21 protein-coding genes are annotated in these 19,585 nt (G+C 55.2%); 16 read left to right on the top strand and 5 right to left on the bottom strand.

Annotated elements, in window-relative coordinates; translation table 11 throughout:
* Positions 1-38: 38 nt before the first annotated feature.
* On the bottom strand, positions 39-806 hold the full coding sequence (locus OQ273_RS09265; RefSeq protein ID WP_267990159.1) for a YHYH protein: 768 nt from the start codon (positions 804-806) through the stop codon (positions 39-41).
* Between the two features lie 116 nt (positions 807-922).
* Positions 923-1,186, bottom strand: a complete 264-nt coding sequence (locus OQ273_RS09260) for a zinc ribbon domain-containing protein (protein ID WP_267990158.1) — start codon at positions 1,184-1,186, stop codon at positions 923-925.
* A gap of 123 nt (positions 1,187-1,309) precedes the next feature.
* Here OQ273_RS09260 and OQ273_RS09255 point away from each other — a divergent pair, with 123 nt between their 5' ends.
* Entirely contained in the window at positions 1,310-1,666 is a 357-nt protein-coding gene (locus OQ273_RS09255) for a MerR family transcriptional regulator (RefSeq protein WP_267990157.1), read from the top strand.
* Between the two features lie 18 nt (positions 1,667-1,684).
* Here OQ273_RS09255 and OQ273_RS09250 read toward each other — a convergent pair whose 3' ends face one another.
* Genes OQ273_RS09250 through OQ273_RS09240 form a run of 3 tightly spaced genes read right to left on the bottom strand, consistent with a single transcriptional unit; the run spans position 1,685 to position 4,130 of the window.
* Positions 1,685-2,905, bottom strand: coding sequence for a GNAT family N-acetyltransferase (locus OQ273_RS09250; protein ID WP_267990156.1), 1,221 nt, complete (start codon positions 2,903-2,905; stop codon positions 1,685-1,687).
* Positions 2,906-2,927: 22 nt separating this feature from the next.
* Complete coding sequence (locus tag OQ273_RS09245) at positions 2,928-3,650, bottom strand: glycerophosphodiester phosphodiesterase family protein (RefSeq protein WP_267990155.1); 723 nt, start codon at positions 3,648-3,650, stop codon at positions 2,928-2,930.
* A 6-nt stretch (positions 3,651-3,656) separates the two neighbouring features.
* Complete coding sequence (locus OQ273_RS09240) at positions 3,657-4,130, bottom strand: RidA family protein (RefSeq protein ID WP_267990154.1); 474 nt, start codon at positions 4,128-4,130, stop codon at positions 3,657-3,659.
* A gap of 130 nt (positions 4,131-4,260) precedes the next feature.
* Between OQ273_RS09240 and OQ273_RS09235 the strand changes: the two genes are divergently transcribed.
* The 15 genes from OQ273_RS09235 (at position 4,261) to OQ273_RS09165 (ending at position 19,572) form a co-directional block, all read left to right on the top strand.
* The gene (locus tag OQ273_RS09235) at positions 4,261-5,076 is read left to right on the top strand and encodes a cell envelope integrity EipB family protein (protein ID WP_425493368.1); all 816 of its coding nucleotides are present in this window, start codon (positions 4,261-4,263) and stop codon (positions 5,074-5,076) included.
* A 160-nt stretch (positions 5,077-5,236) separates the two neighbouring features.
* Entirely contained in the window at positions 5,237-5,701 is a 465-nt protein-coding gene (locus tag OQ273_RS09230; protein ID WP_267990153.1) for an NUDIX hydrolase, read from the top strand.
* Between the two features lie 116 nt (positions 5,702-5,817).
* A complete protein-coding gene (locus OQ273_RS09225) occupies positions 5,818-7,317 on the top strand; it encodes an inorganic phosphate transporter (RefSeq protein WP_267990152.1) in 1,500 nt (499 codons plus the stop codon).
* 220 nt (positions 7,318-7,537) lie between these two features.
* Complete coding sequence (rpsB, locus tag OQ273_RS09220; protein ID WP_267990151.1) at positions 7,538-8,425, top strand: 30S ribosomal protein S2; 888 nt, start codon at positions 7,538-7,540, stop codon at positions 8,423-8,425.
* A gap of 108 nt (positions 8,426-8,533) precedes the next feature.
* Positions 8,534-9,457: a translation elongation factor Ts gene (tsf, locus tag OQ273_RS09215; RefSeq protein WP_267990150.1), complete on the top strand. Its 924-nt coding sequence runs from the start codon at positions 8,534-8,536 to the stop codon at positions 9,455-9,457.
* A gap of 94 nt (positions 9,458-9,551) precedes the next feature.
* A complete protein-coding gene (pyrH, locus tag OQ273_RS09210) occupies positions 9,552-10,274 on the top strand; it encodes a UMP kinase (protein WP_267990149.1) in 723 nt (240 codons plus the stop codon).
* Between the two features lie 127 nt (positions 10,275-10,401).
* Complete coding sequence (frr, locus tag OQ273_RS09205) at positions 10,402-10,962, top strand: ribosome recycling factor (RefSeq protein WP_267990148.1); 561 nt, start codon at positions 10,402-10,404, stop codon at positions 10,960-10,962.
* A gap of 87 nt (positions 10,963-11,049) precedes the next feature.
* Entirely contained in the window at positions 11,050-11,745 is a 696-nt protein-coding gene (locus OQ273_RS09200; protein WP_425493412.1) for an isoprenyl transferase, read from the top strand.
* On the top strand, positions 11,745-12,584 hold the full coding sequence (locus tag OQ273_RS09195; RefSeq protein ID WP_267990146.1) for a phosphatidate cytidylyltransferase: 840 nt from the start codon (positions 11,745-11,747) through the stop codon (positions 12,582-12,584). The genes OQ273_RS09200 and OQ273_RS09195 overlap by 1 nt, the downstream gene beginning before the upstream one ends.
* A gap of 22 nt (positions 12,585-12,606) precedes the next feature.
* Positions 12,607-13,740 carry an RIP metalloprotease RseP gene (gene rseP, locus OQ273_RS09190; protein WP_267990145.1) on the top strand — a complete coding sequence of 378 codons (1,134 nt, stop codon included), beginning with the start codon at positions 12,607-12,609 and terminating at the stop codon, positions 13,738-13,740.
* A gap of 241 nt (positions 13,741-13,981) precedes the next feature.
* Entirely contained in the window at positions 13,982-16,306 is a 2,325-nt protein-coding gene (gene bamA / locus OQ273_RS09185) for an outer membrane protein assembly factor BamA (protein ID WP_267990144.1), read from the top strand.
* An 83-nt stretch (positions 16,307-16,389) separates the two neighbouring features.
* Positions 16,390-17,343, top strand: a complete 954-nt coding sequence (locus tag OQ273_RS09180) for a UDP-3-O-(3-hydroxymyristoyl)glucosamine N-acyltransferase (RefSeq protein WP_267990143.1) — start codon at positions 16,390-16,392, stop codon at positions 17,341-17,343.
* A 49-nt stretch (positions 17,344-17,392) separates the two neighbouring features.
* Complete coding sequence (gene fabZ, locus OQ273_RS09175; protein ID WP_267990142.1) at positions 17,393-17,872, top strand: 3-hydroxyacyl-ACP dehydratase FabZ; 480 nt, start codon at positions 17,393-17,395, stop codon at positions 17,870-17,872.
* Complete coding sequence (lpxA, locus tag OQ273_RS09170; RefSeq protein ID WP_267990141.1) at positions 17,869-18,681, top strand: acyl-ACP--UDP-N-acetylglucosamine O-acyltransferase; 813 nt, start codon at positions 17,869-17,871, stop codon at positions 18,679-18,681. The genes fabZ and lpxA overlap by 4 nt, the downstream gene beginning before the upstream one ends.
* Before the next feature lie 6 nt (positions 18,682-18,687).
* Positions 18,688-19,572 carry an LpxI family protein gene (locus OQ273_RS09165; protein WP_267990140.1) on the top strand — a complete coding sequence of 295 codons (885 nt, stop codon included), beginning with the start codon at positions 18,688-18,690 and terminating at the stop codon, positions 19,570-19,572.
* The last annotated feature ends 13 nt before the right edge of the window (positions 19,573-19,585 follow it).

The following is a 19,585-nucleotide window of genomic DNA, read 5'->3' as shown; positions in this document are numbered from 1 at the left end:
TGAGGCAGGAGATTACCGGGCTCCGTTTCGGGCAGACACTACAGACCTCTGAAACTCCGGCTTGGTCTGCCCCAAAAGCAACGGGGGTAGAACGGAAAGGTATCGGTGGCAAAGTAGACATATTGACCGTTCAGGGTTCCACCGTTGCACTGGTCGAGTTTGCCGGCTCCGCCAACGAAAACCCAGTCTTCGACATATCTGCCGTCGTAGCGCCCGCCCGGGCCGGAGGGGCGCGTCCCTTTCTTCAGTCTGTAGCCCGATTTGGCTCTTGACCCGACATAATGAATTTCAAAGCCGTCGGCTGCCCATCCGACTTGTGTTCCGCCCTGGGTCCTGACAGCACGAATCGGCGCGCCGTGATAGTGATAGGTGCCGCGATTGTCGACATGGGCATTGGCCGAATCCATTCCCAGCATCTTCGCGGAACCCATTCCTTCCAGGTTCCAGCCCGAACTGCGATTGCGGCTGTGTCCTCGTGGTGAAGTCGGATCCCAGTAATCAGCTGTTCCCGGGCGGATCAGGACGCCGTTCAGAGCTATCCCGATCGCGCCCGGGCCGGTGCCGCGCGCCCGGCTTCCTTTGGTTGGCGATGCAGTGACACACACATTGATGTTTTGCGGACGGATTGTGTGAGGATTGCCGCGATTTGGAAACTGGCCGGTCGCATGGTTCGGAATCGAATTCGAACGGATGCAAATTTGATTGCCCCGCTCACTGATTTCCACCCAGTTGCCGGCTGCCGTTGCGTAACCGGCAATCGCCGCGGCTGCCACACCGCCGGCCAAAACAACAAGTTTCTTGTTCATGTTCCTCTCCCCTGCAGTGCGAGTCCCGCTTGCAATCCATGAGAGAAGTCTACCGGCGCAACATATCGTGTGCCTTACGGGAGCATTACAATCCTGTAATACCCGGATATGGCCGCTCAGCTTTCGGCGATTTTCCAACGGTCAAGACTTGGAATTCCCCGGGTAAAAATCCAGGCCATAAAACGCGGCATCCCGCGCTTCGTAAGCTGTTCGACACAGTAGTCCTGCATGTCCTTGGCACTGAAGTCCGGATGCAGGAATACGCCATTTTGGTAGCATAAAGAGCAATAGAGCGTGCTTGTGGACCCATCCTTGTTGGAACCGCCGCCGTTCTCGTCCTTGGCAAGCGGCATGCCGCAACTCTGGCATTTTCTGCCCATATCGAATTCTCCCCAATCTATTCTCCAAACAAGCCTGACGTTGAAGCCGCTGTCTTTGAGCTTTTCAGATATTCGAGTTGATGTTAACAATGGACCATTGTCAATGGTTTTGTCGAGTATCAGATGAGAATAGGCGAGGTTGCCCGGCGCTCAGGTTTGAGCAGAGACACGATCAGGTTCTATGAACGCAACGGCCTGATTGCCTCCGGCGCGAGCCAGGATTCAACCAACTCTTACCGTGTTTTCGAAGAGGAAATCTTTGAGCGGTTACGTATGATTGATGAAGCGCAAAAGGCAGGTTTTACGATCTCGGAGCTGCGTTTCTTTCTGCGACAGATAGAGCGTCCGGTCGATCAAGAGTTTGATATGGACGAGTTTCTGTCCCGAAAGATCCAAGAGGTTGAAGTCAACATAGAACGGGCGAACAGGTTCCTGGAAACGCTGCGCGCCACCAGAGACGCGCTTGCCGGAAAAACTTAAGGTGCGGCGAAGCGGCAGTCAGCCTTTGCGAAACGGGCCATGATCGTGAAGAAGCTGGCTTATCCGTTCAACATCTGCCCGTTCATGGCCAAGATAATCAGCGACGGCGCGCCTTAGACCAGGATGAGCGATGTAATGCGCGGAATGCGTTGTCACAGGCATATATCCTCGTGAGAGCTTGTGTTCTCCCTGGGCACCGGCTTCAACGGTTTTCAATCCCTTTTCGATCGCGAAGTCGATGGCCTGGTGGTAGCAGACTTCAAAATGCAAAAAACGGTGATCTTCGATGCATCCCCAATGCCGGCCGTAAAGGGTATCTGAACCGATGAAATTGATGGCGCCGGCTATATAACGAGATCCACGGCTCGCCATGATCAGCAAGATGTCGTCGGCCATCGCTTCCGATATCAGCGAAAAGAACTCGCGCGTCAGATAGGGACGTCCCCACTTGCGTGACCCGGTATCCATGTAAAAATCGAAGAATGTGTCCCAGACCGCTTCTGTCAGGTCGCTGCCGCTAAGCCAATCAATGGATATGTCGTTTTCCAAAGCCACGCGGCGCTCTTTTTTGAGCGCTTTGCGTTTGCGCGATGCAAGCGTGCCCAGAAAATCGTCATAGGCGCCATAGCCGTCATTATGAAAATGGAACTGTTGATCGGTGCGGACCAGGTAGCCACAACTGGAAAAGATATCGATCTCGTTATCCGGGACAAAGGTTGCGTGCGCGGAGGATAATCCGTTTTTGTCGGTTAGGGTCGTCAAGCCCTGTGCCAGCGCAGTCCTCGTGGAGGCGGCGATCATATCGTCGGTGAAAAGCAAACGTGGCCCGGTTGCCGGCGTGAACGGCACTGAGGACTGCAGTTTTGGATAATAGTTCCCGCCGGCGCGTTCGAAAGCGTCGGCCCAGGCATGATCGAAGACATATTCGCCCTGGCTGTGACCTTTCAGATAGCAGGGGAGCGCGCCGAGGAGCTCATCGCCGGTCGTCTGCAACAAAAGGTGTTGACCAAGCCAACCCGTTTGGGCTGTGGCGCATCCTGCTGCTTCGAGCGCCGATAAAAAACCGTGCGAGACGAACGGATTGTACGGTGCGTCCTTTTCCGACCCGCGTGTTGTCCCCTTGAGTTTTGCCCATTGATCCGGGTCTATGGCATTGAATGAATTAACGACCCTTATCAGGAACTCACCGTCGTCGTGGCTCTTCGTTTGATCGTCGTCGCTGGCTTTCGCGTCAGGCATGGGCTCTATCTAAGGCCGGCTTTCAGTCTGGCAAGACCAGAGGGTCAAAGCCCTCAAAGGTAATCTGGTCGGTGTGGGCGCGTGCCGTTTCCAGCGTCTCCTGATCCCTGATGGTCCAGGATATGACAGGCAATCCCGCCGCTCGAACCCTGGTGACAAAGCTGCTTGGCAGATGCTTGACGCAAAAAGAAACGAAATCCAGAGGCAGTGAGAGTGCGTCTTCATTCCTGCGTTTGTCGTCTTCATTGAACTCCGCCGCCACAAGGCCGAGAGGCCACGTTGCTTGCTTGTCAAGCAAACAGCCAAGCAGCACTGGATCAAATGACATCAGCGCAAGCTTCCCGTCGTAATCCTGCAAATCGGAAAGGACTGCTGAAGCGAATGCGTCGGCATCCAAAGGCGCCGGTTTTTTCAGTTCAACAACCAGGCCCACCCGCCCGTCCACTTGGTTCAGAAGATCGCGGAAGGTCGGAATTGTGTCTGCTCCGGTTCCGATTGGAAGCTGGACAAGTGCCTCTGTGTCCATGGTCCGAACGGTGCCTTCAACACCACAAAGCCTGTCCGTTTCGTAATCATGGAAGACGATAGCCGAACCGTCTCCAGTCATCTGAAGATCGCACTCGATCGGGATGCTCATATTCATCGCACGGTCGAAGGCAGTCCGGGTATTCTCCCAAACCATCCGATTCAGGTCGTGATAGCCGCGATGGGCGATCGGTTTGTCGATGATCCAGCCAGCCGACATGGCTCGTTATTCCGAACCAATTTCAAAGATTGCGTCGATCTCGACAGAAGCGTTGAACGGCAACGCTGCCATGCCGACGGCTGCGCGGGCATGGGCGCCGCGTTCTCCGAGGATATCCGCCAGCAGGTTGGAGGCGCCGTTGATCACGAGGTGTTGCTTGTGAAAGTCGGGGGTCGAAGCGACAAAGCCCTGCAGCTTGATAAGTCTGGTTATGCGGTCCATGTCGCCGTTCAACGCGGCATTTGCCTGCGCCAGAATATTGATGGCGCACAGTTCAGCGGCCTGTTGCCCGGCTTCGATGTCCTCATCGCCGGCAAGTTGTCCGGTGATGTTCACCTGGCCCTCGCGCATGGGCAATTGGCCGGAAATATAAAGTGTTGCGCCGGATATGACGTACGGGACATAGGCCGCAGCCGGTGCCGGCGCATCCGGCAGCTCAATTCCACGCGCCATCAGGCGTTCATTTATCGTCTCTGACATTTTTCGACTCCGTTAAGGTCTCGGTTGATACCATGCGCTCACTGACACAAAGAGATGAAACTGTGTTTTGCCTCTCTATTTTGTCGCAATACCGTGTTAAACGGCGCGCAAAGAAGGAAGGAATCTCCGTTTGCGACTGATAATCTGTGCGATTGCTGTAATCAATCTGAATGCGGCGCTGGGCGGTGCGGCTTTAGCAGGAGTTGCCGAAACTCTGGTGCCACACAGGGCAGTTTATGATCTGGAGCTTGAGGATGCATCCGAGCGTTCCGGTATCGAATCCATGTTCGGGCGGATGGTGTATGAGTTTAACGGGTCTGAATGTGCCGGATATACCGTCGGGTTTCGATTTGTCACCCAGCTCGACACCGGCAACTCCGTGCGTCTTACCGACCAGCAAACAACGACCTACGAGAACCTGGAGGAGCAGACCTTCCGGTTCATCACAAAGTCCTATGTGAACCAGCGGCTGGACCAGGAGGTTCGCGGCAGCGCAAAGGCGGACGAAGACGGAACCTCCGTTGATCTGACCACCCCCAGGCGGGATAAGCTGACACTGGATCCGGCCCAGTTCCCGACCGCGCAGATGATTGCGCTGATTGAGCGGGCCAAAAACGGCGATCGTTTTTTTCAGTCACATCTTTTTGATGGCTCGGATGAAGGGCGCAAGGTCATGTTGACCACCAGCGTCGTCGGCTCGCCTCGTATTTCGGACATCCAGCAAAAAGAACTTGAAGCAACGGGCAAACTAGCCGAACAGCCAACCTGGCCTGTTACGATTGCCTATTTCGATGAAACGAAAAGCCAAGATGAAACACCTGTTTATCGGGTTTCATTCAAGCTTTATGAGAACGGGATTACCCGTGATTTGATTATGGATTATGGTGAATTCTCTCTCAAAGGGACGCTTTCATCGCTTGAAACCTTTGAAGGGGAAGGTTGCTAGATTTCCCCTGGTAAGCAATTAAAGGCAAAATGGAAATCGAATCACGGTGTTGGGTGAAGAACTCAAATATCGTCTTGGCAGCAATGGTGTATTCCACCGCGTGCCCACCTAGATTAAAGTAAGCGGGAAAAAGAATCCCGATTACACAGGGATATTTATTATGTCTGCGATTAAGCAAAGCTGGACTGCAGCTTCTGAATACTTGAGTCTGATGGTGCGCCGTCCGACTCCCTTGCAGTATGCTGCCCTTTGTTATCGGCGCAGAGCGGATAAGGCCGAGATCCTACTGATAACATCACGAGGCACCGGACGCTGGATTCTTCCCAAAGGATGGGCCATGAAAAAGGAGTCCGAGCCGGGAACCGCTGCCCAGGAGGCGTATGAGGAGGCTGGTGTTGTCGGGAACATCGACCCAACAGCTCTCGGCACCTTTGAGTTCGACAAATGGGTGCACGGCATGCCTGTTCCCTGCACCGTACAGGTTTATCCTCTGGAAGTGGAACGTTTAGAGGACGATTATCCGGAAAAGGATCAGAGACAGCGCAAGTGGTTCAGCGTTGAGGAAGCCGCCGGCAAAGTCGACGAACCTCAACTGCAGGATCTGATAAAATCGTTTTGTCCATAGCTTTCTCGTGCAGAAAGCCCGGGAGAACTTGCTCCAGCCTGCCTGATTGCATAAAGCAATAAAGCCGTTTCATCTCCGCAATCGAGGTGAAGACGTCTTCGCTGGGAACGGTTCGCTTGTCAGAAATCCAAAAGAGCTACAGCAAACATACGCTCGACAAAGACCTGGACAAATTGACCCGGTTCGAACTCGCAACTCAGTTCGTATCCCGTCGGTTGTTGGGGCTTGGCATTGGCGTCGCCTTCCTTGCGTTGGCGCTCGTATTTGCAAGTTTTTTCGTGAGCGGCCTTCCAGGATCAGTGATTGTCATAGCGGCGGCTGTTGTCGGCGCATACATGGCGTTGAACATCGGTGCTAATGATGTTGCGAACAATGTCGGCCCGGCCGTCGGATCGAATGCCATGTCCTTGGGCGTTGCCCTGGTCATTGCGGCCGTATTCGAAAGTGCAGGAGCGTTGATCGCTGGCGGTGATGTGGTCAACACCATATCAAAGGGCATCATCGATCCGGCAAATTTCGCTGACAGCAACAGCTTCGTCTGGGCGATGATGGCAGCGCTGATTTCATCGGCGCTGTGGGTCAACCTGGCAACATGGGTCGGTGCGCCCGTATCGACCACCCACTCCGTTGTGGGCGGGGTTATGGGGGCTGGAATTGCCGCCGCAGGATTCAGCGTTGTCAATTGGCCGACCATGGCAGGAATCGCGGCAAGTTGGGTGATATCGCCGTTGATCGGCGGTATTATAGCCGCTCTATTTCTGGCTTTGATCAAAACGCTTATCGTCTATCAGGAAGACAAGATCGCGGCAGCCCGGCGATGGGTCCCTGTTCTGATTGCCATTATGGCGGGTGCCTTCGCCTGCTATCTGGCTCTCAAAGGTATCAAGAAGGTCATCAGGATCGATATCCAGACGGCACTGCTGATAGGTCTCGTTACCGCGATCGCCGCATGGGCGTTGTTGCGCCCGGTGATTGCCTACCAGTCGGCCAATCTGGAAAACCGCAACCAGTCCCTTCGCAAGCTGTTTTCGATACCTTTGATATGCTCTGCCGCACTTTTGTCCTTCGCGCATGGTGCAAATGATGTGGCCAATGCGGTTGGTCCGTTGGCTGCGATCGTTCATACGGTGAACGCCGGAGAAATCGCAACCAAGGTGACGATACCGCTTTGGGTTATGGTGATTGGCGCCTTGGGAATTTCCTTTGGCCTGCTCTTGTTTGGTCCGAAGCTGATCCGAATGGTCGGCCAACAGATCACGAGGCTCAATCCCATGAGGGCCTATTGTGTTGCTCTGTCAGCGGCTATCACAGTGATAATTGCATCCTGGTTAGGGCTTCCGGTCAGCTCGACGCATATCGCGGTCGGTGCGGTTTTCGGTGTCGGGTTCTTTCGCGAGTGGTATACGGGCAATTCCAAACGACGCCGGCGCTATGTGAGCAAACAAGCTTCGGTTTCCGCTGCCGGTGTACCCAATATCAATCAATCCGAGTTACGCCGACGCAAACTGGTTCGCCGTTCGCATTTTATGACCATTGTTGCCGCCTGGCTCGTCACGGTCCCGGCCGCAGCGCTTCTTTCGGCAACAATCTACGTCGTACTTTCCCTCATCTCCTGAACCGGAACACAGCCGACGGGCTAGGGGCTTGCAAGGCCGTTTGTTGCAAGGCTTTTCGCGAATTCGGATTCTACACTTGAAATATCCGGTGTTCCGCTGTAGGGAAGCGCCCATTCCACACGTGGTGCATGGGACTGCCCGGGAGAAATCCGGTCATTTCCGCCGGTGGCAGAAAATCTGCTGACGCACCACGGAGGTTAAACCGGAAAGGAGACAAGGCATGGCATTGCCTGATTTCAGCATGCGCCAGTTGCTTGAAGCTGGTGTCCACTTTGGTCACCAGACTCACCGCTGGAACCCGAAAATGAAACAATACATTTTCGGCGACCGAAACAACGTACATATTATCGATCTTGGTCAGACCGTCCCGATGCTCGCTCAGGCGCTTCAGGTCGTCAGCGACACCGTGGCCGGAGGCGGACGAGTGCTTTTTGTCGGCACCAAGCGGCAGGCTTCCGAGCTCGTTGCAGATTCTGCGAAACGTTCCGCCCAGTATTATGTCAACGCACGCTGGCTTGGCGGCACATTGACGAACTGGAAGACGATTTCTCACTCCATTCAGCGCCTGCGTAAGCTTGATGAGCTTCTTGCTGCTGAAGCACAGGGTTTTACCAAGAAAGAACGCCTTAACCTGGAGCGTGAACGCGACAAGCTGGAGCGTGCGCTCGGCGGTATTCGCGACATGGGCGGAACACCGGACCTGATGTTCATCATCGACACCAACAAGGAATCGATTGCCATTCAGGAAGCCAAGCGGCTGAATATTCCGGTGGTCGCCATTGTGGATTCGAATTGCGATCCCGATCCGATCGATTTTCCGATCCCGGGCAACGATGACGCCGCGCGCGCAATTTCGCTTTATTGCGATCTCATTGCGAAAGCTGCGCTTGACGGCATTGCGCGCCAGCAAGGAACCGCCGGTGTGGACATTGGAGCGTCGGCAGAGGCGCCGGTCGAACCGGCCCTGGAAGAGGCGGCCGTTGAGGAAAAGCCTGCTGAAGAAGCGGCTTCCACAGAAGCTGCGCCGGAAGAACCCGCTGCTGAACAGCAAGCTGAAGCAGAGCCTGAGAAACCTGAGGCGGCTGCCGAAGAAACGCCGGCTTCCTGATCGTCGGATGCGTGGCGTGTCACGGATACGTCACGCGAATCTGCACAGGGTCAATTACAATCAGACGCTTCCAGAAGGAACGCGTCCTACGCTTGATAAGAGGCGAAAATGAGCATTTCTGCATCTCAAGTTAAAGAGCTGCGCGAGAAGTCCGGCGCAGGTATGATGGACTGCAAGAAGGCGTTGACTGAAACCAATGGCGACATGGAAGCAGCTGTTGACTGGCTTCGCGCCAAGGGTATTGCAAAAGCAGACAAGAAATCCGGCCGTACCGCCGCAGAAGGTCTCGTTGGGGTGGCCTCCGACGGTAACAAGGCTGTCGTTGTAGAGATCAATTCTGAAACCGACTTCGTTGCTCGCAACGATGCATTCCAGGATCTGGTTCGTGGCGTTGCCGAAGTGGCGCTTGGAACGGACGGAACGGTTGAAGCGGTTTCAGCAGCAACTTATCCGCCTACCGGCAAATCGGTTACCGATAGTGTGACCGATGCGGTCGCTACGATCGGTGAGAATATGAATTTGCGCCGTAGCGCTCTTCTGTCCGTCGATGAAGGCGTCGTTGCCAGCTATGTGCACAACGCGGTCGGTGATGGTTTGGGCAAACTTGGAGTTCTGGTGGCTGTGAAGTCTTCCGGCAATGCCGAAGCCCTTGCCGCAATCGGCAAGCAGGTCGCGATGCATGTCGCCGCAACCAATCCTCTGGCGGTCACGTCTGCCGATGTGGACGCGACGGTTGCCGAACGGGAACGGTCGATTTTCATCGAGCAGGCACGTGAGTCCGGCAAGCCGGACAACATCATCGAGAAGATGGTTGAAGGGCGTATGCGCAAATTCTTTGAAGAAGTAGCGCTGATGTCGCAGAGTTTTGTGGTCAATCCGGACCTGACTGTGGAGGCAGCCATCAAGGAAGCCGAAGCCGCAGCCGGAGCGCCAATCACAGTGACCGGTTTCATAAGGTTCCAGCTCGGTGAAGGTGTCGAGAAGGAAGAGAGCGATTTCGCTGCGGAGGTTGCTGCTGCCGCAAACGGTTAAGCATCCGTCATAATTAAGTGAAAATGCTGGGGCATTGCGTGACAACGCGATGCCCTTCGTGTATCCGGCACTAGGCTCTCGCACGGAACAAGTCATGTCACAAAACCCCAAATACAAACGCGTTCTTCTCAAAGCGTCCGGTGAAGCCCTGATGGGCGAGCAGGGATTTGGGATCGACGTGGCTGTTGCAGACCGCATTGCTTCGGACATCGCCAAGGTCAGGACCATGGGCGTGGATGTCGGTGTCGTTGTCGGCGGCGGCAATATTTTTCGCGGTGTTGCGGTTGCTTCCAAAGGCGGCGACCGGGTGACCGGCGACCACATGGGGATGCTCGCAACAGTTATCAATGCATTGGCATTGGCAACGTCGCTGCGAAAGCTCGGTATTGAGACCGAAGTCCTTTCCGCCATCGCGATGCCGGAGATTTGTCAGAGTTTTTCACAGCGCGCAGCTCTTCATCACCTGGACAAGGGACGTGTCGTAATATTTGCCGGCGGAACGGGAAATCCCTTTTTCACCACCGACTCGGCTGCGGCACTGCGGGCTGCTGAGATGGGCGCAGAGGCTATTTTCAAGGGAACGCAGGTCGACGGCATTTACTCCGATGATCCCAAAACCAATCCGGAAGCGAGCCGTTACGACACCTTGACGCATGACGAGGTTCTGGACAAAGGGCTTGCGGTAATGGATGTCGCAGCGGTGGCGCTTGCGAGAGAAAATGCCATACCCATCATTGTGTTCTCGATACATGAAGAAGGTGGATTTGCGGCAATTCTCAATGGTGGTGGTCGTGCGACGGTGGTCACAGACAGCTGATGGAAGGTATAGACCAGCTCATGGCTGATCGGTAGTTTCACGATATGCTGATGTAGACCTCTTAGCGTTTGTAGTTTGGATATCGGGCAATGCGGCAAGTCCGGTATAAATTGGAGATTGGTTGACGATGACTGAGGGTGCAGATTTTGCTGATTTGAGGCGCCGTATGGAAGGTGCGATTTCCGCGTTCAAGACCGATATCGCGGCCTTGCGTACCGGCAGAGCATCGGCCAACGTGCTCGACCCGGTGTCGGTCGATGCTTACGGCTCCAAAATGCCGCTTAATCAGGTGGCGAACATTTCGGTTCCGGAGCCGCGCATGATCCTTGTCTCCGTATGGGACAAGTCGATGGTCGGTTCGGTCGAGAAGGCAATTCGTGAATCCAATCTCGGCCTCAATCCGGTAACGGATGGCGCAACTTTGCGTATTCCGCTTCCGGAGTTGAACGAAGAGCGCCGCAAAGAGCTTGTAAAGGTCGCGCACAATTATGCTGAAAACGGCCGGGTCGCGATAAGGCATGTGCGACGTGACGGGATGGACGCATTGAAGAAGGCCGAGAAGGACAGCGACATCAGCAAGGATGAAAGCCACGATCAGGCTGAGGACGTGCAGAAGCTGACCGACGAGATGATTGCAGAAGTAGACAGGCTGCTGAGTGACAAAGAAGCCGAAATCATGCAGGTTTAATTGTCGCGCGAATCGGCGTCGAATTACCGTTTGAAAGGCTAGAGCAGGGGTCGATCGTTGAATACGCCTCAACACGTGGCCATCATCATGGACGGCAATGGACGATGGGCGCAGCGTCGCGGGCAGATGCGCACAACCGGCCACCGTATGGGCGTTGAGGCTGTCCGTGAAGCTGTCAGGTCCGCCGGCGAACTCGGCATCCGGTATTTGACGCTATTTGCATTTTCATCGGAAAACTGGAGCCGCCCTGAAGACGAGGTGAACGACCTCATGGGGCTTCTCAAGTTTTTTGTGCGCCGCGATTTGGCGGAGTTGCACCGCGAAGGTGTGCGTGTCCGGGTTATCGGCAACCGCAGGGCGTTGAAAGCGGATATTCTTTCGCTTCTGGCGGAAGCAGAGGACCTGACCCGCAACAACAGCGCGCTCGAGCTTATCATCGCTTTCAACTACGGCGGGCGAGATGACATAGCGCGCGCCGCCAGGGGGCTGGTCGATCAGGTTGCGCGCGGAGAGCTCGATCCGCAGTCAATCAATGAAGACGCGATCAGCAATGCGCTGGACACGGCTGGAATCCCGGATCCCGATCTCATTATCCGTACGAGTGGTGAACAGAGGATTTCCAACTTCCTGATCTGGCAGGCAGCCTATGCGGAGTTTGTATTTCTTCCCTGTCTTTGGCCGGATTTCGGGCGTGCCGATTTCGAGGAGGCAATTCGGCAATACAGCTGCCGCGACCGACGTTTCGGCAGTGTCGCGGAACGTGACCTGGCATTGGGTTCTTGATGTCTCGTGAGCTTCTGGTCCGAACGGCTTCCGGCGTTACGCTTGGGCTGGTGGTTCTAGCCTTGACTTGGATTGGCGGTCTTGCCTTCAAGCTGTTGTCGGTAGTTGGAATGGGCCTCGTGTTCTACGAGTGGTTCCGGATTGTTCAGACCAGGCAGCTAAGCAAGACAGTCTGGGCTATCGGGGCCGTATCGCTTCTGTTGGTGGCCATATGTATTTTCGCCAGGTGGGGCGGGCTTGCCATGGCGGTTTCAGCTGCCGGTGCGGGCCTGTGCATGCTTGTCAGGGCGCTGGAAGGGCGGGACGCCTGGCCCGCAATCGGTGTGGTTTATGCGGGATTTGCCGGAGTGGCTTTTGCCGAACTGCGTGACTCAGGACAATACGGTTTTGCTATTCTCATCTTCTTGTTCGCTGTCGTGTGGGCCACCGACATATGTGCCTATTTCGGAGGCCGGCACTTTGGCGGGCCAAAGTTGGCGCCGGTAATCTCGCCGGGCAAGACCTGGTCCGGATTTGCAATCGGCTTGTTCGGCGGTGTTGTTGCCGGCACCATCGCCGCCGTTGTACTGGTCGGCTCAAGCGTTGGCTGGATTATTGTCCTTGCAACTCTAATCTCTGTATCAGGACAAGTCGGCGACCTGTTCGAGTCAGGCTTCAAGCGGCAGTTTGGTGTCAAGGATTCCGGCACCATCATTCCCGGTCATGGTGGTGTGATGGATCGCGTTGACAGCATCATATTTGCCGCATTTTCTGCATATCTTGTCGGGGTCGCGTTGCCAGGACATAGAATGTCGGCTGACGGCGGCAACGGTATCGCACTTCAACTGCTTGGGCCTTGAAAACGAGGGACGACTGAACTCAATGGACTTTCTGTTATCGGTTTACAGCCTCCTTGTCGGATATATCGTTCCTTTTCTCATCGTTCTGACGCTGGTCGTTTTTGTACATGAGATGGGTCACTATCTGGTCGGCCGCTGGTGCGGCATCGGCATAGTCACCTTTTCCGTCGGCTTTGGCCCCGAACTTGTCGGCTTCAATGATCGGCATGGCACACGATGGAAGATTTCCGCAATCCCCTTAGGGGGTTACGTCAAGTTTTTTGGCGATGAAAACGCCGCAAGCGCACCTGATTTCGAGGGCGTTGAAGCCATGAGCGAAGAAGACAGGGCCCGCACGTTCATGGGGTCGAATGTCTGGAAACGCGTTGCAACTGTTGCCGCCGGGCCAATTGCGAATTTCATTCTTGCGATCCTGATATTTGCCGTCATGTTCAGCCTTTACGGTAAGCCCGTCGCTGACCCGGTGATCGCCGATATCCAGACCGGTAGCGCGGCGGAAGAGGCCGGGTTGCTTCCGGGTGATATCATCATTGCGATCGATGGAACGCCGGTCCCAACGTTTGAGGATGTGCGTCGCTACGTTTCGCCGCGGCCAGAGGTGCCTATCGTCGTCACCATAGAGCGCGGTGGAGACAGTTTGGAGATACCCCTCGTGCCACGCCGATCGGAGATCGAGGACCAGTTCGGCAACAAGCTGGAAGTCGGGCTTATCGGCGTGAGTACCAATCCCGATACGGGCAACTTCAGGACACTTGACTTGAACCCTGCCCAAGCGCTTTTGGAGGGTGTCAACTCAAGTTGGTACATCGTATCGCGCACCGTCGGGTATGTCGGAAACATTATTGTGGGGCGCGAAAAGCCGGACCAGCTGGGGGGGCCCATCCGTATCGCCCAAATGTCCGGGCAGGTGGCGACACTTGGGCCCGGCGCGCTTCTGCAATTGGCTGCCGTGCTATCGGTTTCGATTGGATTTCTTAATCTGCTGCCAATTCCGGTCCTTGATGGTGGTCACCTGGTTTTTTACGCTGCCGAGATTGTTCGCGGCCGCCCGGTTGGTGAGCAAACTCAGGAGATCGCGTTCAAGATCGGATTGAGCCTGGTTTTGATGTTGATGCTGTTTGTGACGTGGATTGATATATCGAGATGGATCGGTTGATTGCTATAGACCGGCCGGTTGGGCCGTTCCGGTCTTGCGGGCTCGCGAATTGCTTCAAGGTTTTAACAAATCGTCATAAGTAAAACCCGCTCTAGCGTTGCGATTTCGCCACTTGTTGACAGTTAACAAACAGAAAATAACTCAATGGCTTGCGTGTCGCTCAAAACATAGTAAAACGGCAGCTAAGCAGGATTCGCATGATCGTGCTCTGGGGACATTGGGAAAAGGGTAAAAGACGCCAATGAAGGCCGGTTCAAAGTTACTGGGCGCGCTATCCGCGCTAGCTCTTTCCATGTGTGTTGTTTTGAGCGGTGCCGGTGCGGCCTTTTTGGCCTCTGCCGTGACTGCTCAGGCTGCTGTCGTTAATACGATAGACGTTCGCGGCAATCAGCGTGTCGATGCAGACACCATTCGCGGCAATATGACCATTAAGCCAGGCGTGAATTTCACCAATGTGGATATCGATGAATCCATTAAGCAGCTGTTTGCCACCGGCTTGTTTTCCGATGTGAGAATAGATCAAAGAGGTCGCGTTCTCATTGTTACGGTTGATGAAAACCTGATCATTAACCAGATTGTTTTTAACGGAAACAAGAAGATCAAGGACAAGCAGCTCGAGGCGATTGTCCAATCCAGACCGCTTGGACCCTACAGTGAAACAACAATCGAGTACGATGCGGACGCGATCCGCGAAGCCTATGACAGGATCGGCCGCAGCGATGCCACGGTAACGACACAGGTCGTTAATCTGAACGGTGGACGCGTAAACGTCGCATTTGACATAAGTGAAGGCGGTCGCACAAAGATCACGTCGATCAACTTCGTCGGAAACAAGGCGTACTCCAACGGTCGCCTGGCAGACGTCATCAATACGAAAAGATCAGGCATTCTGTCGTTCCTGTCGCGCAAGGACGTCTACGACCCAGACAAGCTGCGTGCAGACGAAGAATTGCTTCGTCGGTTCTACTACAATCGCGGCTTCGCTGATTTTCGCATAATTTCTTCGTCTGCCGATCTTGATCCGGCCAGCGGTGACTACGTGATTACGATCACCCTTGATGAAGGCGAGCGCTACTCGTTCGGCGATATCGAAGTGGAAAGCACGGTCGCCGGCATCGACGCTGAGGCCGTTCGCCGTCATCTGGCGAGCAGGAAAGGTGCCGTCTACAGCGCCGAGAAGGTGGAAGATTCGATAATTTCCATCTCCGAAGCCGCTGCTGCGGACGGTTACCCCTTTGCTCAGGTCACTCCGCGCGGCAATCGTGATTTTGCCAATCGCACGATCTCCGTCACCTATTTGATTGACCAGGGCCAGCGGGCCTATATCGAGCGGATCGAAATCCGTGGCAATACGCGCACAGCCGATTACGTTATTCGTCGCGAGTTCGATATCAGTGAAGGCGATGCCTTTAACCAGGTTCTTATCCGCCGTGCAAAAAGGCGGCTTGAGGGTTTGGGATATTTCCAGTCGGTCAACATTACGACACAGCCGGGATCTGAACCTGATCGTGTCGTGATCATCGTTGATGTGAAAGACCAGGCGACGGGTGAATTCTCCATCGGTGCAGGTTACTCAACTGGAACGTCGGGTGCGACTGCCGAACTGGGTATATCCGAGCGCAACTTCCTTGGCAGGGGTCAATTCATCAAGGTTGCCGTCGGCGGCGGTGTGGATACGCGGACTTACCGTTTCTCGTTCACCGAGCCATATTTCCTTGGCTATCGGCTGGCTGCGGGCTTTGATGTGGCCAAGACCGAGGATACGTCACAGGACGATTATGATATTGAAACGCTCGGTGTAACGTTCCGTGTCGCCGCGCCGATCACCGATCGACTGAGAACGGTTGTTGCCTATAACTATTCCCGCGAGGAGTATGATCCTGAAACCGGGGCGACGTTCTCGGCACCTATTCAGGACGCCATCAACAACAGTCCATGGGTGAAGTCGTCGATCTCGAACTCGCTGATCTTCGACACGATTGATGACAAGCGGCTGCCTAGGGAGGGTATCTTCGCCCGTATGACCGGGGAATTTGCCGGCCTTGGCGGCGACGCAAAGTTTGTTAAATTTACCGCTCGCGGCAGCTATTATCACCCGATCTCGGAGTACGGAGACATCATCGGTATGCTGAGTGCCGGAGGTGGTTATGTTGCCTCCACATCGGGTGATTTGCGCGTGTTCGACCAACTGTTCATTGGCGGTGAGACGATCCGTGGCTTCGAAAGCCAGGGTATCGGGCCGCGCGATACAAATGGTGATGCGTTGGGTGGCACGACCTATTTCAACGCCACTGCGGAAGTTGGCTTCCCGGTTCCGGTTCTTCCAAGAGACTTCGGACTGCGTGGAGCTGTCTTTGCTGATGCTGCTACGCTTTACGGCACTGACTTGAACCTTGGCGGTGCAACCGTCAACGGTCTTGACATGCAGTGGCGCGCATCCGTAGGCGGTAGTGTTATCTGGTCATCGCCATTCGGTCCTTTCCGGATAGACTTCGGTTTCCCGATCGCCAAGGAATCGTTTGATAAAACGCAGACATTCCGCTTCGGTACAGCCGGAAAGTTCTGATTGTAGAAAGTCCGCTCGACCTCGTGCTGCGGGGCGAGCCGATGGAGGGGCCTGTCTCTTGGTGGCGGGCCCTGAACGCGTGTATGATGGATGACGCCCGCTTCCCCCCGCATCACCTCGGAATAGATGTCACCGCACTGGCCGAGGATATCGGTGCGAGCCTCTATCATCCAGTCAAGGGCAGGCGGTTGATAGCTGGCGTGGCTTCCTTGTCCAGAGCTGGTGAGCAGGATTTATGCGTGTTTCTGCCGGGTGACTCCACAGACCAGCTTGTAAAGCTGCAAGCAGCGGCAATTATATGTCCGCAGGCCGTGGCGCCCAAAGTGCCCACCCACTGTGCGGTATTGATCTCTGCAGCCCCGCTCCAAGCATTTGCCGACGCGTTGGAGCTGCTTTATCCGGAAGCTTCAGAGAGTGCGGCAGCACAGAAACAGACGATTGTTTCTAAACATGCTTACGTTGATACCGAAGCCATCCTGGAAGGTGGTCGGGTCTCGGTGGCTGAGGGTGCTGTGATAGCTAAGGGCGCGCATATTGGAGCCAACACCACCATTGGCCCGGGCGCTGTTGTTGGACCAGGGTGCCAGATTGGAAGACGATGCACGCTCTCTGCGCATGCCACGGTGCACAACGCTTTGATTGGTGATGATGTCGGATTACACGCCGGCGTACGTATCGGTGAAGGTTCTGATCAGTACATCGGTACGCCGGATAAATCCGTCCGGATCCCGCAAATCGGACGTGTGATAATTCAGGATAAGGTTGAAATAGGCGCCAACTCAACGATAGACCGCGGGGCATTGCAAGACACGGTCATTGGGGACACAACGGTAATCGAAAGCCTTGTCAGCATCGGCTTTAACGTACGCATTGGCCGCGCCTGCAGGATTGCAAGCCATGTTGGCATCGCCAGTGATGTATCAATCGCAGATCATGCGAGCATTCAGGCAGGCGCAACAGTAAACGCTAGTGTTAACGCCGACAGTGACTATGCAGCCCGGCAAACATTGAAACAACCATTGCGGCAGACAGATTGAACCGGAAGGCGCCCGTGGCGCCCGACGGCATTGAAAGGGGATCCGGCGGATGAGTGAAAGTGATAAAAGTGTTCTGGACAGTGTCGATCTCTATGAGATCCTGAAACTGCTTCCGCATCGCTATCCGTTTCTGCTTGTCGATAAGATCATTGAAATAGATGCGGATGAATCAGCAATTGGGATTAAGAACGTCACCGCAAATGAGCCGCATTTTTCAGGCCATTTTCCTGAAAACCCTGTCATGCCCGGTGTGTTGCTGATTGAAGGAATGGCCCAGACAGCTGGCGCCATCTGTGCCCGCACGCAGGTGTCCAAGGCAAATATCGTCTATTTCATGACAATCGACAATGCGCGGTTCCGCAAGCCCGTGGTGCCAGGCGACCGGGTTGAATATCATGTCAAGAAACTCAAACAGCGCGGCAATATCTGGAAGTTTCATTGTGAGGCGATGGTTGACAGCACCAAGGTCGCAGAAGCCGATGTCGGCGCGATGCTGGTCGAAGGCGACACGGAAGGTTCAACCAGATGATCTCAGAATCCGCCGTTATTCATCCGTCTTCCGTTGTGGAGGACGGAGCTCAAATTGGCGAGGGGGTTCAGATCGGTCCTTTCTGTTATGTCGGCAAGAAGGTGGTGCTGGGTGAGGGTGTTCGCCTGATCAGCCACGTCGTTGTAACCGGAAAGACAAGTATCGGCGCACGCACCGCGGTTTTTCACGGAGCGGCACTCGGCGCCGAACCTCAGAACATCAACTACCGTGGTGAGGAAACAGAGCTCAGGGTTGGCTCCGATTGTGTCATACGCGAAGGCGTCACGATGCACACCGGCATGCCGGATGCCGGCGGGATAACCTCGGTTGGCAATCAGTCGCTCTTCCTTGCTTATTCCCATGTCGCCCATGATTGTCAGGTCGGCAGCAATGTTATCCTGTCAAACAACGTCATGCTTGGCGGCCATGTTGAGGTCGGTGACCGCGTGATCATGGGCGGTGGCGCCGCGGTTCACCAGTTCTGCCGCGTCGGGCACCACGCATTCGTCGGCGGGCTGGCGGCTTGCTCACTGGATGTTATTCCGTTCGGCATGCTCAACGGCAATCCGGGAATTCTTGGCGGTCTCAATGTCATTGGGATGTCGCGCTCGGGCATGGACAAGACCGAGGTTCATACGGTCAGGCGGGTCTTCAAACTCATATTTCACGGTGCGGGGACGGTCCGGGAAAATCTGAATGCGATCCGACATGACTATGAGGACATTCCGGCGCTGAAAGATCTGTTTGCGTTTATCGATGCAGACAGTCATCGCGGGCTGGCATCGGCTGCCAAGGAAAAGAGGTCCTAGAACCAGATGGAGACGGTCGGCCAAAAGTCTGCTCAAAAAGCGCGGTTGGCCATCATTGCCGGCCGGGGCAGATTGCCGATTGACATTGCCCGGGCCTCGCAGGCGAATGGAGATGACCCGTTCATCATCGGACTTAGAGGTGAGGCTTCGGACATACCCGCTGAATTCGACCATGTCGAAGTTGGGCTGGGCGATGCCGGCCGTATTCAGGCGCTCCTTCAAGAAAGGAAGATCGACAAGGTTGTGCTTTCAGGAGGCGTGAACCGCCGTCCTGAGATCGTTGAACTTCGCGGTTGGTTCAATCTTCTTGCTTTTCTTCCCCGGGTGATCAGCGCACTTTCGTCGGGAGGCGATGACAAGCTTCTTCGCATTGTCATATCGATCATCGAATCTGCCGGATGCCGGGTCGTGGGTGCGCATGAAGTCGTACCGGATCTTCTTGCGCAATACGGCCCTATTACCAAACGCGCACCCGACAAGTCGGATTGGACCAATATTAAGGCAGGCTGCGCCGGCGCCAATGCTTTGGGTGCCCTTGACGTCGGACAGGGTGCAGTGGCCGTGGGAGGGCGCATTGTTGCTCTTGAGGGAGCAGAAGGCACTGACGCGATGCTGGCCAGGGTCGCTGAGCTCAGGTCAAGCGGCCGCATCTCCGCCAAACGCCGAGGCGTTCTGGTGAAATTATGCAAGCCGCAGCAGGATGAGCGGGCCGACCTTCCGTCCATCGGACCGGACACGGTCACCAATGCTCATGCAGCCGGACTTTCGGGCATAGCCGTGGATGCGGGCAGGGCGCTGGTGCTGGACCGCGCCGCCGTTGTCAGTGAGGCTGACCGCCTTGGTCTCTTTGTGACCGGCGTCAATCGTGATCAGCCGGCAAAAAATGATTGAGGACAATTCTCCC

It is taken from the genome of Hoeflea prorocentri (assembly GCF_027944115.1).
In the GTDB taxonomy this organism is placed as follows: Bacteria; Pseudomonadota; Alphaproteobacteria; order Rhizobiales; family Rhizobiaceae; genus Hoeflea_A; species Hoeflea_A prorocentri.
The sequence above is the reverse complement of the archived record's forward strand: the minus strand, read 5'-3'. Positions and strand labels throughout refer to the sequence as shown.

Coding starts and splice junctions, on each gene's coding strand:
- OQ273_RS09265 (WP_267990159.1), bottom strand. CDS start 806: ATGAACAAGAAACTTGTTGTTTTGGCCGGCGGTGTGGCAGCCGCGGCG.
- OQ273_RS09260 (WP_267990158.1), bottom strand. CDS start 1,186: ATGGGCAGAAAATGCCAGAGTTGCGGCATGCCGCTTGCCAAGGACGAG.
- OQ273_RS09255 (WP_267990157.1), top strand. CDS start 1,310: ATGAGAATAGGCGAGGTTGCCCGGCGCTCAGGTTTGAGCAGAGACACG.
- OQ273_RS09250 (WP_267990156.1), bottom strand. CDS start 2,905: ATGCCTGACGCGAAAGCCAGCGACGACGATCAAACGAAGAGCCACGAC.
- OQ273_RS09245 (WP_267990155.1), bottom strand. CDS start 3,650: ATGTCGGCTGGCTGGATCATCGACAAACCGATCGCCCATCGCGGCTAT.
- OQ273_RS09240 (WP_267990154.1), bottom strand. CDS start 4,130: ATGTCAGAGACGATAAATGAACGCCTGATGGCGCGTGGAATTGAGCTG.
- OQ273_RS09230 (WP_267990153.1), top strand. CDS start 5,237: ATGTCTGCGATTAAGCAAAGCTGGACTGCAGCTTCTGAATACTTGAGT.
- rpsB (WP_267990151.1), top strand. CDS start 7,538: ATGGCATTGCCTGATTTCAGCATGCGCCAGTTGCTTGAAGCTGGTGTC.
- tsf (WP_267990150.1), top strand. CDS start 8,534: ATGAGCATTTCTGCATCTCAAGTTAAAGAGCTGCGCGAGAAGTCCGGC.
- pyrH (WP_267990149.1), top strand. CDS start 9,552: ATGTCACAAAACCCCAAATACAAACGCGTTCTTCTCAAAGCGTCCGGT.
- frr (WP_267990148.1), top strand. CDS start 10,402: ATGACTGAGGGTGCAGATTTTGCTGATTTGAGGCGCCGTATGGAAGGT.
- OQ273_RS09200 (WP_425493412.1), top strand. CDS start 11,050: ATGGACGGCAATGGACGATGGGCGCAGCGTCGCGGGCAGATGCGCACA.
- OQ273_RS09195 (WP_267990146.1), top strand. CDS start 11,745: ATGTCTCGTGAGCTTCTGGTCCGAACGGCTTCCGGCGTTACGCTTGGG.
- rseP (WP_267990145.1), top strand. CDS start 12,607: ATGGACTTTCTGTTATCGGTTTACAGCCTCCTTGTCGGATATATCGTT.
- bamA (WP_267990144.1), top strand. CDS start 13,982: ATGAAGGCCGGTTCAAAGTTACTGGGCGCGCTATCCGCGCTAGCTCTT.
- OQ273_RS09180 (WP_267990143.1), top strand. CDS start 16,390: ATGATGGATGACGCCCGCTTCCCCCCGCATCACCTCGGAATAGATGTC.
- fabZ (WP_267990142.1), top strand. CDS start 17,393: ATGAGTGAAAGTGATAAAAGTGTTCTGGACAGTGTCGATCTCTATGAG.
- lpxA (WP_267990141.1), top strand. CDS start 17,869: ATGATCTCAGAATCCGCCGTTATTCATCCGTCTTCCGTTGTGGAGGAC.
- OQ273_RS09165 (WP_267990140.1), top strand. CDS start 18,688: ATGGAGACGGTCGGCCAAAAGTCTGCTCAAAAAGCGCGGTTGGCCATC.